Source organism: Rhodococcus sp. As11 (assembly GCF_048957735.1).
In the GTDB taxonomy this organism is placed as follows: domain Bacteria; phylum Actinomycetota; class Actinomycetes; order Mycobacteriales; family Mycobacteriaceae; genus Rhodococcus; species Rhodococcus gordoniae.
Genome location: NZ_JARDJE010000013.1, coordinates 14669 through 30697 on the forward strand (window position 1 = coordinate 14669; position 16029 = coordinate 30697).

Genomic DNA, 16029 nt, shown 5'->3' on the forward strand with positions numbered 1-16029 from the left:
CTAGGCCCGCCTCCGCACCCGCACCCGGCATCCGCGGGTGCGCGCGTCGTGCCGGTAACGTTTGCGGCATGACACGGGGTACGCGGTGGACCGGTTCGTGGGGCGTACGCGCGGCAGCGGCGGCGGTGGCCGTCGGAGTCCTCGCCGTCCCGTCGTGTGCCCGCTTCGACGACTCCGCATCGAGCCCGTTCACCCCCGAACCCACCTTCGATCCCGGTCCGGGTGTAGGCCCGCAGGATCCCACCGAGACGACGACGCCGAGCGCCTCCCCCAAGCTGCCGGGACCGTGTGTCGATCCCGACCCGGCGGTGATCGCGACCTGCCTCGACGTCACCGGTGGGCTGGTGACGATGCCCGACGGCAACTCCGCGCTCGTCACCGAACGCCGAACGGGTCGGATACTGCAGGTCGCGCCGGACACCGAGCCGGTCGAGGTCGCGACGATCCCCGTCGACGGGTCCGGAGACGGCGGGCTGCTGGACGTGGCGCTCTCCCCCACCTTCGCCGAGGACCGGTTGTTCTACGCCTACATCACCACGGCCTCCGACAATCGCGTGGTCCGGATCGCCGCGGGCGACACCCCCAAGGACGTGCTGACGGGGATACCCCGCGGCGCCACCGGCAATGCCGGCGCCCTCGAGTTCGTCTCGCCCACCGAGATCGCCGTCCTCACCGGTGACGCCGGAAATGCTTCCGCCGCAAACGATCCGAACGTCCTGTCCGGCAAGCTCCTGAAATTACCGCTCCCGGCGCCCGGAGCGGCGCCGGCACCGTCGGTGATGCTGTCGGGTATCGGTACCGCGGGCGACGTGTGCCGCGATCCGAACGGCAACCTGTGGGTCACCGACCGCACGCCCCTCGAGGACCGGCTCCAGCGGGTCGGGGTGGACGGCTCGACCGGCACCGGCCCGGCCTGGACGTGGCCCGAGCGGCCCGGCGTCGCCGGTTGTGCGGCGGCCCCCGACGGGATCGCGATCTCGCTCACCGACGCGAAAGCCGTCGCGGTCGTCACCACCGACCCGGGAACCGGGGCGGTCACGGCAGCCCCCGTCCTCGCCGCGGAGGACCGCTACGGCATGCTGCGCGGCGCGGCCTCGTCGCCCGACGGCCTGCTGTGGGTGTCCACGGTCAACAAGTCGGGCGCCGAACCGGGACCGAACGACGACCGCGTCGTCCGCATCCAGTTCCCGGCCGGCGGCGGCGGATTCGACTGATCAGGCCCGCTCCGGTGTCTCCGCCGGCGCGGGACGGTGGAGCAGTCCCGCGAGCATCGGGAGCACCAGGACGGTGACGGCGCCGGCCGCCACGAGGATCGACGCGCTCGCGTTCGACATCTGCCCGGCGGCCACCGCGACCCCCGTGACCGCGACGATCAGCGGGAGGCCGGTCGTCGAGTACAGCGCGATCTGCAGTTGTTCCGCGGTTCCGAACATCCGGTTCCCGGTCGCGTCGCGTTCGAGACGCGACGCGACGAACACCGGCACACCCCGTACGAGGATCAGCAGTCCGAGGAAGGCCAGCAGGATCCCCGGGGCGCCCACGACGGCACCGACGTCGATCGCCATGCCCGAGGTGACGAAGAAGATGGGGATGAGAAAGCCGTATCCCAGACCGTCGAGCTTCTTCTCGAGCCGTTCGTCGCCGGCCGGGATCGTGCGGCGCAGGATGAAACCGGCCGCGAACGCGCCGAGGATGATGTCGAGATCGAAGACCGCGGCCACCGCGATGAGCCCGACGAGCAGCAGCATCGTCAGGCGCACCGGGATCTGGGCGGTGGTGTCGGAGCCGAGCCGGACGAACTGCGAGAACCGCGTGCCCTCCCGCAGGATCCAGGTGGGCAGCACGGCGACGAGGACGGCCACCACCGCGAAGGCCAGCAACACGATCAGCGACCCGAGTGCGCCGCGCGCCCCGAGCAGGATCGCCATGGCGACGACCGGCAGCAACTCCCCGAACGCACCGTGGTTGAGCACCGACCGCCCGACCGGGGTGGCGACGAGTCCGCGGTCGGCGAGGATCGGCAGGAGGGTCCCGAGTGCCGTGGACGTCAGGGCGATCGCCACGGCGATCTCGGCGTGCACCTGACCCGTTGTTCCGAGGAGGGCGACGGTACCGAGCGCCGACAGCATGCACACGCACCAGGTGACCATCGCGCGACGTCCGCCTCGCCCGCGCAGCTCGGCCGGGTCGATCTCGTATCCGGCGAGCAGGAACAGCATTCCCAGCCCGAGCTCGCGCAGGATGCCGATCTCGCTACCGGTCTCCGCGAGATCGAGCGCGTAGGAGCCGATGAGGACACCGGCGACCAGCAGCAGCACGACCTCGGGGATCAGCCGACGCGGAACGAGGCCGGCGATCAGCGGTGCGAGCACCGCTGCGACGACGATCCAGAACAGCGAGGTGGCAACTGCGGCGTCCATGCGCCGCTACTCTAGCGGCGCAAGATCAACTGCAGGCGGCGATCACGAGTTCCTTCACGCGCGCCGGATCGGCCTGTCCGCGAGTAGCCTTCATGACGTCGCCGACGATCTTGCCGGCCGCCTGGACCTTGCCCGAACGGATCTTGTCGGCGATGTCCGGGTTGGCGGCGAGGGCGGCGTCGACCGCGGCCTGCAGCGCCGAATCGTCGCGCACGACCTCGAGACCGCGAGCGGCCACCACCTCGTCGGGTTCGCCCTCACCGGCGAGCACACCGTCGACGACCTGACGGGCGAGCTTGTTCGTCAGCTTGCCCTCGGCCACCAGCGCGATGACCCGGGCGAGCTGCTCGGGCGTGATGGGCAGCTCGGCGAGTTCGACGCCGCGGGTGTTGGCCTGCTGGGCCAGGTACGCAACCCACCACGAGCGGGCCTCCGAGGCGGAGGCACCGGCCTCGGTGGTCGCGATGACGAGATCGAGCGCGCCGGCGTTCACCAGGTCGCGCATCTCCTCGTCGGACACGCCCCAGTCGGCCTGGATGCGGGCCCGGCGCAGCCACGGCAGCTCGGGCAGGGTGGCGCGCAGTTCCTCGACCCAGGCGGCGTCGGGAGCGATGGGCTCGAGATCGGGCTCCGGGAAGTAGCGGTAGTCCTCGGCGGTCTCCTTGCGACGACCGGGCGAGGTGGTGCCGTCGGCCTCCTGGAAGTGCCGCGTCTCCTGGATCACCTCGCCGCCGGACACGAGCACCGCCGCCTGCCGGCGCATCTCGTAGCGCACGGCCACCTCGACGGACTTGAGGGAGTTGACGTTCTTCGTCTCGGTGCGGGTACCGAATTCCTTCGCGCCGATCGGCATGAGCGAGATGTTCGCGTCGCAGCGCATCGAACCCTGGTCCATGCGGACGTCGGAGACGTCGAGGGCCTTCAGCAGGTCGCGCAGGGCGGTGACGTAGGCACGCGCGACCTCGGGGGCGCGCTCGCCGGCACCGACGATCGGCTTGGTGACGATCTCGACGAGCGGCACACCGGCACGGTTGTAGTCGAGCAGCGAGTGGCTCGCGCCGTGGATGCGGCCGGTGGCGCCACCGACGTGCAGCGACTTGCCGGTGTCCTCCTCCATGTGCGCGCGTTCGATGTCGACCCGCCAGGTGGTGCCGTCGTCGAGCACGACATCGAGGTAGCCGTCGGTGGCGATCGGCTCGTCGTACTGCGAGATCTGGTAGTTCTTCGGCTGATCCGGGTAGAAGTAGTTCTTCCGCGCGAAGCGACCCCACGGGGTGATCGAGCAGTTCAGCGCGAGCCCGATCCGGATCGCGGACTCGACCGCGGCCTGGTTGACGACGGGCAGCGCCCCCGGCAGGCCGAGGCAGACCGGGCACACCTGAGTGTTCGGCTCGGCGCCGAAGGCGGTCGGGCATCCGCAGAACATCTTGGTGGCGGTGTGCAGCTCGACGTGCACCTCCATGCCCATCACGGGCTCGAACTTCGCGAGCACGTCGTCGTAGGCGAGCAGGTCAGCGGACACGGAGGCAGTCATGATGTCGATTTTAGACGGCGCCACGAGTGCCGCCGCGCGGCCTCACCCGAACAGGATCCGCATCTCCTGGTAGCGCTCGTCGGGCACGTACTTCGGCTCGGCGAGCTCGTCGAAATCGACCCGGGCGATGTCGGTGCCGTGCAGCGCGACCATGTGCCCCCAGTCCTCCTCGGCGACGAGATCGGTCACCGCCATGCCGAGGCGGGTCGCGAGCACCCGGTCGAATGCCGTGGGGACACCGCCTCTCTGGATGTGCCCGAGCACCGTCGCGCGGGTTTCGATACCGGTGTGTTCCTCGATGAGCGGGGCGAGCACCTCCGCGATACCGCCGAGGCGTGGCCGGTCGAAACCGTCGAGTCCCTTGATGGAGTACGCCTCCTCCATCTCGGGGAGCGTGAAGCCCTCCGCGACGACGACCATCGGCGCACGTCCGCGGTCGCGGACGCTGGTCACCCACTCGCAGATCTGTTCGAGGCTCTCGGGGTGTTCGGGGATGAGGATGGCGTGCGCACCACCGGCGGTGCCCGCATGCAACGCGATCCACCCGGCGTGCCGGCCCATGACCTCGAGCACCATGCACCGTTTGTGGGAGTTGCCCGTGGTGCGGAGACGGTCGATCGCCACGGTCGCGATCTCGACGGCCGTGTCGAAACCGAAGGTGTAGTCGGTGTGACCGAGGTCGTTGTCGATCGTCTTGGGCACACCGACGATGCGGATTCCCTCACCGAACAGCCGCTTCGAGGCGGCGGCGGTGCCCTCTCCCCCGATGGCGATCACGGCGTCGACACCGAGGCGGTCGAGCGTCTTCTGGATGTTCTGTGCTCCACCGTCGGGCCCCTGGTACGGGCCGAACCGGCTCGTACCGAGGATCGTGCCGCCCTGCTGGGCGAGACCGCGAACACGGCTGCGGTCCAACGGGATCACATCGCCCTCGACGAGACCGCGCCAGCCGTCGAGGAATCCGACGAACTCCTGCCCGTGCACCTCGGTCCCCTTGAGCACCGCACCGCGGATGACCGCGTTGAGACCGGGGCAGTCCCCGCCGCTGGTGAGAATTCCGATCCTCGTCACGCACTACCTCCCGTCGCATGGATCCGTACCGCACGGACCGATACCGCCCGGACCGCTGCTGCATTGCCATCCTGCCCGTTCACCGGCGCGACGGCAGCCCGATTCAGCCGGGTGTGACGAGACCGGACTCGTAGGCGAGCACCACGGCCTGCGCGCGGTCGCGCAGATGCAGCTTCCCGAGCACCTTTCCGACGTGGGTCTTCACGGTCTGTTCGGCGACGAACAAGCGTTCGGCGATCTCGGTGTTCGACAATCCGTGCGCGATCAGTTCGAGCACTTCGAGTTCGCGCGGCGTGAGTGGGTCGAGGACACGATCGCGTCCCCTCGTCGGTCTGCGCCGGCTGGTGACGTCGGCGATGAGACGACGGGTGACGGTCGGCGCGAGGAGTGCCTGGCCGTCGGCGACGACCCGCACGGCCCGCACGAGTTCGTCGGCGGGGGCGTCCTTGAGCAGGAACCCGCTCGCTCCCATCCCGAGCGCCTCGTAGACGTAGTCGTCGAGGTCGAAGGTGGTGAGCATGAGGACCTTCGACCGCGGCTCACGGGTGTCGGCAAGGATGTGCCGTGCCGCCTCGAGGCCGTTCATCTCGGGCATCCGCACGTCCATGAGAACGACGTCCGGGCGCAGGCGCGCGACTTCCGCGACGGCCGCCCGGCCGTCGGGAGCGTCGCCGACGACGCTGATGTCGGGCTGGGCACCCAGTAGCGCGCCGAAGCCCTGCCGGACCATGGCCTGGTCGTCGGCGATGAACACGGTGATGGGTGGGTGCGGTTCGGTCATCGGCACCCACCTTAGGCCCCGGTCGCCATCGGAAGGACCGCTCGGACCTCGAAACCTCCGTCGGGTCGTGGGTGAGCGACGAGCCGGCCGCCCACGACGGATGCGCGTTCGGCCATGCCCAGGATGCCGTTGCCACCACTGCGCTCCGACTGCCGAGCTGCAGCGTCGAACTCGGCGGCCACCGCCGGTCCGTTGGTCACCTCCACCGTCACGGTCGCCGGTTCCCACTGCAGCCGCGCGCACACGCGGGCACCGGGTGCGTGTCGGGCCGCGTTCGCCAGGGATTCCTGCAGGATCCGGTAGACGGTGAGTCCGACTCCGTCGGAGACGGACCCGGGGATGCCGACCGTCTCCGTCTCGAGCGTCATACCGGCTCGACGGGAGGAGTCGAACAGCTCGCCGATGCGGTCGATGCCGGGCTGCGGTTCGTGTTCGGGGAGTTGCCCGTCGCTGCGGAGCACACCGAGCAGGGTGCGGACGTCGTTCAGCGCTTCCCGCGCGGTCGCGCCGAGGGCCTCGAATTCGGCACGCACGTCGTCGTTCACGTCCGGAAGCCGATAGGGGGCACTCTGCGCCTGCACGACGATCATCGACATGTGGTGGGCGACGATGTCGTGCAGGTCGCGTGCGATGTGCGCCTTCTCCTCGAGGATGGCGCGACGCGCACGTTCGAGCTCGCTGACCTCTTCCTCCCGGGCGAGTTGCCGGCGGGAGATCAGCAGCCACCGCACCAGCAACCCGAAGACGACGATCGCGCTGATCCCGATGCCCCATCCCCAGCCGTCGCGGCCGGGAACGAAGGCCGCGAACAACAGGACGGTCGCGACCCACACGACCAGCACGACGCGGATCTCCTCGCGGATTGCGACGGCGAACACCAGCGCGAGCATCACCAGGATGTGCACGACCTGCCACGGATAGTCGTATCCCGGAAGCCGGTCGAACGCGATCGGGACGACGAGACCGGCCGCCGCAACCACCGCCCACCCGAGCGCCGGCCGGACCAGCACGAGGAGGAACGGGAGTACCGCCATCCCCGAGATCAGCGGCAACAGGGGCGGGGAGATGTCGTGCGTCAGGGGCAGCGTCGGCCACGCGATCGCATAGAGGATCACCGTCACGGCGACCACGGCGACGACACTCCACCGTCCCCGGCCCAGGCGTTCCGCGGTTCTCGCGCCGGACTTCGCAAGCTCTTTCACCTCACCCACGCTAGGAGCCGGGGTCTCGACTGTCCTCATACCTGGGAGTGAGATCCGCATAGCTCTGCGGGTGGTGTCGACCTCCTCGAGATCGCTCCGTCGCGGGGTCCGGTGCAGGGCTGCGCGTTCCTAGCGTCACCGGCATGACAGTGAGATCCGCAGCCGCCCGAATCGGGTCGGTCGTCTTCCTCGCCACCGCAGCGTATGCCGCCGCGCCGGGGGCGCTCGCCCACTCCGCCGCACCTCCGGCGGAGAACACCGCGGCCGCAGCGACGGTGACGGCGCTCGTCGCCGACGACCCGGAGCGAGCACTGTCGTCTCTGCCGGCCGATTTCACCGCCGTGATGGGGTATGCGCCGATCGTCGAACAGTGGGCGGACGGGACGACGGTGCTCGCCGACCCCGAAGGTGACTGCTCCGCTCCGGTGCCGCTGCCGGCGGCGTTCGAATCGGCATGCCGGGTGCACGATCTCGGGTACGACCTCCTGCGGTACGCCCACACCACCGGTGGCGAGCTGGGCACCGGTGCCCGCCGCGACCTCGACGGTCTGTTCGCACGGCATCTCGACACCGTCTGCCGTTCCGAACCCGGCATCCCCTCCTGCACGCCGATCGCAGGGATTTCTTCTGCAGCAGTGGAATTCAACTCGTGGCGACAGGGTCACCGGACACCTGTCGCGGAATCGCCGTGGGCCCTGGCCGTCGCTGCGGGCTCGGTCGTCCTGGCGTACACGGTGCGAAGGGTTCGGCGATGACGGTTCTCACGGTGGTTCTCGCGACGGTGATCTCCCTCGCTCCTCCCCTGCTGCCGCGACAGTCGGTCGTGCAGGGCGTCGTCACCGGGCTGTTCGTCGTGACGGCGCTGGCGCTGCTCCGCCTCGTCGTGTCCGTGCGGCGACGCCGGTCCGGGCGAACTGCACCTCCCGAGCGGTCCGAGCTCCGTCTGCCCGTCGCGCTCGTCGGTGGATCCGCCGTGCTGGTCGCGGCGGCCGGTGCCCATCGGTGGCAGAACCGGCTGCGGGAGGCGATGTCGGTCCCGACCCTGGACGTGCGCTACTGGTTCGAGGCGCTGGCGGTCACGATCGTGGTCGTCGCGGTGTTGCTCGCCGTTCCACGCCTGGTGAATCTCCTGTCGCGGCGCCGGGCGGCGACGGCCGTCGCCGTGATGGTGGTGATCGGCACCGCCACGGTTGCCTTCTCCCCCGGAAGGACGATCGACACGGTCGTCTCCCCCACCGCCCTGTCGGCCGGCCTGTCGGGCGGCGCGGGATCGGCGATGTCGTGGAACCGGTTGGGCAGCGAGGGACAGAAGTTCGTCTCCCTGCCTGCCGAGGGGTCACCGATCCGGATCTATGTGCCGTTGTCGGCCGCGCCGGATCCGTCTGCACGCGCCGAGTTCGCGGTGGACGAACTCCGTCGGACGAGTGCCCTCGACCGACCGCATCTCGTGGTGGCCGTGCCGACCGGCTCGGGTTGGGTCGATGCCGCTGCGGTCCGCGGCTTCGAGAACCGGTGGGGCGACGACGTCGCCATCGTCGCCCAGCAGTACTCGGACCTGCCGAGCTGGGCGACCTTCGTCCTCGACCGCCGTGCCGCGGCGGAGGAGGCCCACGCCCTCGTCACCGCACTGCGTGCCCACCTGTCCACCCTGCCGGACGAACGGCGTCCCGCCCTCCACGTCTACGGGCAGTCCCTGGGCGCGAGCGGCGCGAGCGCCGTCTTCGACGACATCGAGCCGGAGTCGTGCGCGCTCTTCCTCGCGGGGCCACCCGCCGGTGTCCGCACGGCCGGCGCGAGTGTCCTGGCGAACACCTCCGACCCGGTGGTGTGGTGGCGGCCGTCGCTGCTGTGGTCGCCGCCGGACCTGTCGCACGCGCGTGTCGACGCTCCCACCCCGCCGTGGCTACCGGTGGTGTCGTTCCTGCACACGACGGTGGATCTGCTCACCTCGCTCGATACAGCACCCGGCCACGGCCACCGTTACGGCGACGACCAGACATCGTGCACCTCACCCGCAGGATGATGCGACGGCCCGGAAGACCGCGACCCGCCGGCCGACGGGCGGCACGGCGGGTCGCGGTACGACAGCGGATCAGGCGACGATGGGTCCTCGTGCCGCCTCGAAGGCCGCACCCACGCGGTACAGGCGCTCGTCGGCCAGAGCCGGGGCCATGATCTGCAGGCCGACGGGAAGACCGTCGTCCGCGGAGAGGCCGGACGGCACCGACATCGCGCAGTGACCCGCGAGGTTGGTCGGGAGCGTGCACAGGTCGGAGAGGTACATCGCCAGCGGATCGTCGACCTTCTCGCCGAGCTTCCACGGCGTGAACGGGCTCGTGGGCGAGACGAGTACGTCGACCTGCTCGTATGCCTTGTCGAAGTCCTGGGCGATGAGACTCCGGACCTTCAGCGCCTGACCGTAATAGGCCTCGTAGTAGCCGGACGACAACGCATAGGTACCGATCATGATGCGGCGCTTGACCTCCTTGCCGAAACCGGCGGCGCGGGTCGCGGCCATGACCTGCTCGGCGCTCATCGTGCCGTCGTCGACGCGCATGCCGTAGCGCATCGCGTCGAAGCGGGCCAGATTGGAGGACACCTCCGACGGCAGGATCAGATAGTACGACGCGAGGGCATATTCGAAGTGCGGGCACGACACCTCGACGACCTCCGCGCCGAGCTTCGTGAGTGTCTCGACCGCCGCGTCGAACGACGAGAGCACGCCGGGCTGGTAGCTGTCGGAGTGCAGTTCCTTGACCACGCCGACCTTCAGGCCCGTCAGGTCGCCGGCCGCACCCTGCCGCGCCGCCTCCACGACGGGACGCACGGCGGCGTTCACCGACGTCGAATCGCGCGGGTCGTGCCCGGCGATGACCTCGTGCAGCAGCGCGGTGTCGAGGACGGTACGGCCGCAGGGACCACCCTGGTCGAGCGACGACGCGCACGCGACCAGGCCGTACCGCGAGACCGTGCCGTAGGTGGGCTTGGTGCCGACCGTGGCGGTGACGGCGGCAGGCTGACGGATCGAGCCACCGGTGTCGGTGCCGATCGCGAGCGGCGCCTGGTAGGACGCGAGTGCGGCAGCGGAACCACCACCGGAACCACCGGGGATGCGGCTGGTGTCCCACGGGTTGCGGGTCGGTCCGTAGGCCGAGTTCTCGGTGGACGAGCCCATGGCGAACTCGTCCATGTTGGTCTTGCCCAGGATGGGGATACCCGCCTCGCGCAGCTTCACGGTGAGCGTCGCATCGTAGGGCGAGACCCAGCCCTCGAGGATCTTCGAACCGCACGTGGTGGGCATGTCCGTGGTGGTGAACACGTCCTTGAGCGCGAGCGGGACACCGGCGAGCGCCGACGCCGGCTTCTCACCCGCGGCGACGGCGCGGTCGACCTCGGCCGCGGCGGCGAGCGCCTGCTCGGACGCGACGTGCAGGAAGGCGTTGTACTCCCCGTCCACCTCGGCGATGCGATCGAGGTGGGCCTGGGTGACCTCCACCGACGACAGTTCGCCGGCGTGGATCTTCGACGCCAGGGTCGCGGCGTCGAGACGGGTCGTATCGGCGCTCATTCGCCCTCTCCCAGGATCTGCGGGACCGAGAAGCGGTCCTCCTCGACGGCCGGCGCACCGGAGAGCGCCTGCTCGGGCGTGAGCCCGGGAACGACGACGTCGGGTCGGGTCACGTTGGTGACGGCGTTCGGGTTCGCCATGGGAGCCACATCGTCCGCGGCCACCTCCGACACCGCCTTGACGTGGTTGAGGATCGAATCCAACTGACCGGCGAACTCGTCGAGTTCGTCATCGGTCAGCGCAAGCCGGGACAACCGGGCGAGATGCGCGACCTCGTCACGGGAGATGGCAGGCACCGTGAATGGCCCCTTTCCGATGGAGAGTGAACGTCCTGTCCAGGGTAATGCGTCCTGGAAGCGGCGGCGCACGCGGTTCGACGACGTCACTCGCCGCCCGCGCGGTGCCGCTTTCCGCGGTCCGATGTTGCGGGCTCCGCAACGCTGTGTTGCATTCGTGTGACATCCCCGGTCGCGACCGGGGATTTTCGGTGGGCTCGGCCTATTTTCGATTCCGCACCGTCCCTGACGCCGTCGACGAGGTGCAAGGATGTGGTCTGCCAGAGGCCGATACGGCCCTTGGCGCCGGCATGCGGATGCCGGCGCACCACATGCCGTCGCTGTGGCGTTCGCCGACGGCACGAAACGACTGAGGAAGGACTCACGTGTCGTACCTCCTGCGTGTCAGGCTCCCCGATCGTCCCGGTAGTCTCGGCTCGCTCGCCCTGGCGCTCGGTTCGGTCGGCGCCGACATCCTGTCGCTCGACGTGGTCGAACGCGGCAGCGACTTCGCGATCGACGATCTCGTCGTCGACGTCGAACCGGGCAAGCTCCCCGACACGCTCCTCACCGCGGCCGAGGCCCTGCCCGGCGTCACGGTCGACTCGATCCGCCCCTACGCCGGGATCCTCGACACACATCGCGAACTCGAGCTGATCGATCACGTCGCCGCCGCGCGCGACGATCGGATCCAGATCCTCGTCGACGGCGCGCCTCGGGTGCTGCGCGTCGGCTGGGCGACCGTCCTCGGGGTCGGGCCGAACGGCATCTTCCGCATCGCGGGGAGCCCGGGTTCGCCGGAGACCCGTCTCAGCGGCGTCCCCTGGATGCCGCTCGCCGAAGCCACCCTGCTCGACCACGAGGGCGACTGGGTGCCGCAACTCTGGCGCGACATGGACACGATGCTCGCGGCCGCTCCTCTCGGCTCATCCGAGCGCGTCCTCGTCCTCGGGCGTCCCGGCGGACCCGAGTTCCGGCCGTCCGAGATCGCGCGCATCGGTTACTTCGCGGGCATCGTCGGCACCGTCCTCCGGTAGTCGCCCGAGGTTCGGGGACAGGCCTCAGCCGACGACGAGTCTGTGTGCCTGCGCGATCGCTTCCTCACGTGAATGCACACCCAGTTTCCTGTAGAGGGAACGCAACTGGGTCTTGACGGTGTTGAGGGTGACGAACTGTTCTTTGGCGATCGTGCCCGCCGTGCCGCCGGCGAGCAACGCGTCGAGGACCGCGCGCTCGCGTGGGGTCAGCCGTACGGCGACACGGATCTCACGGAAGATGCCGTACTCGGCCATCGCCGAGTCGAGATCGATCGGCAGGTCGACACCCAGGGACAGGATGTCGCGCACTGCCGACGGTGGGACACCGACGAACGGCCGCGTCACCCCGGCATGTTCCGCCAGCACCACTGCCCGCTGGAGCCGTCGTCGCGCATCGGTGCGGCGACCGAGTCGCAGCGCCGCCACCGATCCGATCAGGGCGAGTTCCGCACCGACGGCCGGACAGTGCTCACGGGCGGCATCCCCGCGATGCACGATCACCTCGGCGCCTCCGGGATCGCCGGCGAGCAGACTCGATCGCGCCCGGGCCGGAACGGTGAGGGGGTGTGTCGACCCGTCGAGCAGCTCGCGTGCCGCACCGGGCTCACCGAGAGCGAGGTGCAGATCGGCGCGCGCGGCATCGACCAACACCGCGGAGATACCGGTGAGGCGATGGGAGAAGTGCTGCAACTCCGAATCGATGTACAGCAGGCCGTCGGCGGGCACACCACTCAGCAACGCCAATCGACCGCGCGCGTACATGACGGCCGCCCACAACTCCTCCGTGTGGCGGAGTGTGCCGAGCTCGGAGAGTGCGCGGAAGGCCGTGCCGGTGTCGAGCCGGTCGAGTGCCACGAGCGCGGTGGCGGCCAGACCTGCCGTACGGACGAGGGCCTCGGCTTCTCCCAGGATCGGCGGATGCCGCTGTTCCTCCTCGATCCACCGGGTGGCCTCGTGGGTCCGGCCCCGGAGCGCTTCGAGCAGCGCGAGTTTGCCTGCGGCCTCCCGCTCGACGAACACCCCTCGCCCCGCCGTGTGGGCGTGGCGCAGCATCGTGCCGGCCTCGGTGGTGCGGCCGCCGAGGAGGTAGACGGTGCCGAAGTTGAGGTATTTCAGTCCGTGAGCGTGCCGGGCCGTGGTGTCGAGCGTCTCGAAATCCGGCACGGGTTCGGCGGCCAGGCCATCGCACACCTCCATCGCCTCGTCGTAGGAACCCTGCATCCGGAGACTTCCGAGGCGGAGGACCGCTTCGAAGGATTGCGGGAATGTCCACTCCCTCGGCTCTTCCGGGCGGTTCCGTGCACGGGTGATCGTCCGCAGCGACGCGACGGTGCGATCGTCGGTCGCCATGCCGTCGGGAAGCAACTCGAGCAGCACGATCCCCAGGGAGCGGAGCGATCCGCTCCCGTACAGCGCCACCCAGTTCTTCTCGACGATGTCGATCGCGCATCGCCGGTCGCGCCGCTCCACGGCGTGTTGGAGGGCGATGTCCGGACGTGAGCGCTGCAACCAGTAGTCGATGAGAGCCGACCGCGCATCCCCCAATTCCTCCGGGTATTCCGCGCTGCCCACCCGCAGGAGTGATCTTCTGACGACCTCGGGATAGCACCGGGTGGTCCGGCCGCTCGCGGGGTCCGCGTCCGTCGAACAGGTCTCGATCAGTCCCGAATCGGTCAGTGCGGCGAGGAAGACGTCGCCGTCGTCGATGTGCGGCAGGGCCGAGATCGACGACCGTGTCACCGTGTTCGGTGCGGCGGAGACGAGGACCGAGCGGGAGGGCAGTGCCGGTGAGGAATCCGCCGCCAGCGCATGCATGACGACGAGATCGACGGCCGAGTCGACGAGTACGTCGAGGGCGTCGGCGCCGTAGGCCCGGTGCGGTCTCTCCGCGCGCAGCGTCGCGCACACCGCTGCGACGAACGCGGCGAATCCGCCGGTGCGGCGGGTGATCCACTCGATGGTGCGTTCGTCCCGTGCGAGTCCGAAGAGACGACACAGTGCAGCGGTCTCGTCCACAGTGAACGCCAGGTCGTCGGTTCCGACGACCGTCCTGTGCCGGTGCCCGTCGACATGTTCGTCCCACGAGCCCGCAGCCCTGCTGGTCGCCACGACGCGCACCCGCGGACCGAGCTGCAGCAACCGCGCCACCCGGTCCTCGATCGCCTCGACCGACCGGACACCGTCGAGCACGAACATCACCGGTCGGGCGTGCCGGACCAGTACCGAACACACCGTGTCGAAGGAGCCTTCCGTTGCAACGGATTCGTCGATTCCGAGGGAATTGCACAGCGACGATGCCACCGTCGACCAGTACGCCTCGGGTGTGACATCGTGCGCGGGCTCGGGAACCACCACGGGCACCATGTCGGGGCACGGGTCGGTCGCCAGCCATGTGTCGACGAGTGTCGTCTTACCCGAGAAGGGACCACCGACGAGCACGGCGAGTTCGGAATGTGCAGACAGAACGGAGAACAATCGGCGACGAGACAAAGGCATCGTTCTCGGCACGTCCACTATCCCTTTCGCACCCGGACAGCATCGTCCCCGAAACGGACTCACAGATTTGTGCGAATTCTAGCAGTGTGCGGGGAAATTGACGGATTCAACCGGAATTCCGATCGAGCGCCGGGAATCACATCGAAGTAATTCTCCACTTCGATTCCCGCGGTCCACGAACGGTTCTCACAGCGACGGGGGAGAAGCTCCCTGAGCTTCTCCCCCGTCTGTGACACCGTCAGTGCGCGAATGCCTGGGCGGTGTGACCGCGGCCGACGCCCTTGCGGAGATATCCGACCACATCGGCGATGTCCTCGCCGAGCTTGTGGGCCATGTCCCGGCTGAAGCCCTCACGGAGCACGATGCGCAGCACCGCGACGTCCTCCGCGTCCGCCGGCATCGTGTAGGCCGGAACCTGGAACCCGCGGGCCCGCAGCTCGTGGGAGATGTCGAACACCGTGAAGCCGGGATCGCCCGTCACCTCGAAGGAGATCACCGGAATGGCGGAGCCCTCCGTGATGATCTTCATGTTCTCGATCTCGGAGATCTGCTCCGACAGCATGAGCGCCGTGTCGCGCAGCGTCTCCATGATCTGGGTGTAGCCGGCGACACCGAGCCGGATGAAGTTGTAGTACTGGCCGATGACCTGATTACCCGGGCGCGAGAAGTTCAGCGTGAACGTCGGCATGTCGCCACCGAGGTAGTTGACCCGGAAGACGAGGTCCTCGGGCAGATGTTCCTTCGAGCGCCAGACGACGAAACCGATACCCGGATAGGTCATGCCGTACTTGTGGCCACTGACGTTGATGGACACGACCCGCGGCACCCGGAAGTCCCATTCGAGATCCGGATGGAGGAAGGGTACGACGAAGCCACCGGAGGCGGCGTCGACGTGGAGCGGGACGTCGGGACCGCCGGAGGCCGCGAGCTCGTCGAGCGCGGCGGCGATCTCCGCCACCGGCTCGAGCTCGCCGGTGAAGGTGGTGCCGAGGATCGCGACGACGCCGATGGTGTTCTCGTCGACCGCGTCACGGACCTGCTCGGGGGTGATGACGTAGCGGCCGGGCTCCATCGGCAGGTACTTCGGCTCGACGTCGAAGTAGCGGCAGAACTTCTCCCACACCACCTGCACGTTGCTGCCGAGCACCAGGTTCGGCTTCGACGCGTCCTTGCCGGCGGCCTTGCGGGCCTCACGCCAGCGCCACTTGAGCGCGAGCCCACCGAGCATGACGGCCTCGGACGAACCGATCGTCGAGACGCCGGTGGCCGACGACGGATCGGCCGGATCGAGCTCCTCGGCGTGGAACAGGGCCGCGACCATGTTGACGCAGCGGGTCTCGATCTCCGCTGTGGCGGGGTACTCGTCCTTGTCGATCATGTTCTTGTCGAATGTCTCGGCCATGATTCGGCCCGCCTGCGGATCCATCCACGTGGTGACGAAGGTCGCCAGGTTGAGCCGCGAGCTGCCGTCGAGCATCAGCTCGTCGTGGATGAACTGGTAGGTCGCCTCCGGATCGGTCTCCGACTTGGGAAGCCGCAGAGCAGGAATCGGGTCGGTACCGAGCCGGCCCGTGTAGGCGGGTGCGAGTGTCTCGCTCGGAGCGGTGGGATCTGACATGGCTTCCTCCATTATTCGCGCATCGAA

At 69.1% G+C, this 16029-nt stretch carries 13 protein-coding genes; 4 read left to right on the top strand and 9 right to left on the bottom strand.

The features are described 5' to 3' along the window. Nucleotides 1-68: 68 nt before the first annotated feature. Nucleotides 69-1214, top strand: coding sequence for a PQQ-dependent sugar dehydrogenase (locus PV766_RS16380; protein ID WP_421097417.1), 1146 nt, complete (start codon nt 69-71; stop codon nt 1212-1214). Here the strand turns inward: PV766_RS16380 and PV766_RS16385 are convergent, their stop codons facing one another. From PV766_RS16385 to PV766_RS16405, 5 genes are all read right to left on the bottom strand, one after another. Beyond that, nucleotides 1215-2420 carry a cation:proton antiporter gene (locus tag PV766_RS16385; protein WP_421097418.1) on the bottom strand — a complete coding sequence of 402 codons (1206 nt, stop codon included), beginning with the start codon at nt 2418-2420 and terminating at the stop codon, nt 1215-1217. Nucleotides 2421-2445: 25 nt separating this feature from the next. Continuing rightward, nucleotides 2446-3954: an Asp-tRNA(Asn)/Glu-tRNA(Gln) amidotransferase subunit GatB gene (gene gatB, locus PV766_RS16390; RefSeq protein ID WP_421097419.1), complete on the bottom strand. Its 1509-nt coding sequence runs from the start codon at nt 3952-3954 to the stop codon at nt 2446-2448. A gap of 42 nt (nt 3955-3996) precedes the next feature. After that, on the bottom strand, nt 3997-5025 hold the full coding sequence (locus tag PV766_RS16395; protein WP_064065382.1) for a 6-phosphofructokinase: 1029 nt from the start codon (nt 5023-5025) through the stop codon (nt 3997-3999). 103 nt (nt 5026-5128) lie between these two features. Beyond that, nucleotides 5129-5806 carry a response regulator gene (locus PV766_RS16400; protein ID WP_064065383.1) on the bottom strand — a complete coding sequence of 226 codons (678 nt, stop codon included), beginning with the start codon at nt 5804-5806 and terminating at the stop codon, nt 5129-5131. An 11-nt stretch (nt 5807-5817) separates the two neighbouring features. After that, complete coding sequence (locus PV766_RS16405) at nt 5818-7017, bottom strand: sensor histidine kinase (RefSeq protein ID WP_421097435.1); 1200 nt, start codon at nt 7015-7017, stop codon at nt 5818-5820. A 134-nt stretch (nt 7018-7151) separates the two neighbouring features. Between PV766_RS16405 and PV766_RS16410 the strand changes: the two genes are divergently transcribed. Both PV766_RS16410 and PV766_RS16415 read left to right on the top strand, forming a co-directional pair. Continuing rightward, a complete protein-coding gene (locus PV766_RS16410; RefSeq protein ID WP_421097420.1) occupies nt 7152-7763 on the top strand; it encodes a hypothetical protein in 612 nt (203 codons plus the stop codon). Continuing rightward, on the top strand, nt 7760-9031 hold the full coding sequence (locus PV766_RS16415; RefSeq protein WP_421097421.1) for an alpha/beta-hydrolase family protein: 1272 nt from the start codon (nt 7760-7762) through the stop codon (nt 9029-9031). Before PV766_RS16410 ends, PV766_RS16415 begins: the two co-directional genes overlap by 4 nt. 69 nt (nt 9032-9100) lie before the next feature. Here PV766_RS16415 and gatA read toward each other — a convergent pair whose 3' ends face one another. Both gatA and gatC read right to left on the bottom strand, forming a co-directional pair. Continuing rightward, nucleotides 9101-10576: an Asp-tRNA(Asn)/Glu-tRNA(Gln) amidotransferase subunit GatA gene (gene gatA / locus PV766_RS16420; RefSeq protein ID WP_064065386.1), complete on the bottom strand. Its 1476-nt coding sequence runs from the start codon at nt 10574-10576 to the stop codon at nt 9101-9103. Further along, the gene (gene gatC / locus PV766_RS16425; RefSeq protein ID WP_016933597.1) at nt 10573-10872 is read right to left on the bottom strand and encodes an Asp-tRNA(Asn)/Glu-tRNA(Gln) amidotransferase subunit GatC; all 300 of its coding nucleotides are present in this window, start codon (nt 10870-10872) and stop codon (nt 10573-10575) included. The genes gatA and gatC overlap by 4 nt, the downstream gene beginning before the upstream one ends. A gap of 365 nt (nt 10873-11237) precedes the next feature. Between gatC and PV766_RS16430 the strand changes: the two genes are divergently transcribed. Then, nucleotides 11238-11888: a hypothetical protein gene (locus tag PV766_RS16430; protein WP_064065007.1), complete on the top strand. Its 651-nt coding sequence runs from the start codon at nt 11238-11240 to the stop codon at nt 11886-11888. 24 nt (nt 11889-11912) lie between these two features. Here the strand turns inward: PV766_RS16430 and PV766_RS16435 are convergent, their stop codons facing one another. Both PV766_RS16435 and PV766_RS16440 read right to left on the bottom strand, forming a co-directional pair. After that, entirely contained in the window at nt 11913-14384 is a 2472-nt protein-coding gene (locus tag PV766_RS16435) for a LuxR C-terminal-related transcriptional regulator (RefSeq protein WP_421097422.1), read from the bottom strand. A gap of 238 nt (nt 14385-14622) precedes the next feature. Further along, on the bottom strand, nt 14623-16002 hold the full coding sequence (locus tag PV766_RS16440) for a glutamate decarboxylase (protein ID WP_026003165.1): 1380 nt from the start codon (nt 16000-16002) through the stop codon (nt 14623-14625). Nucleotides 16003-16029 lie beyond the last annotated feature (27 nt).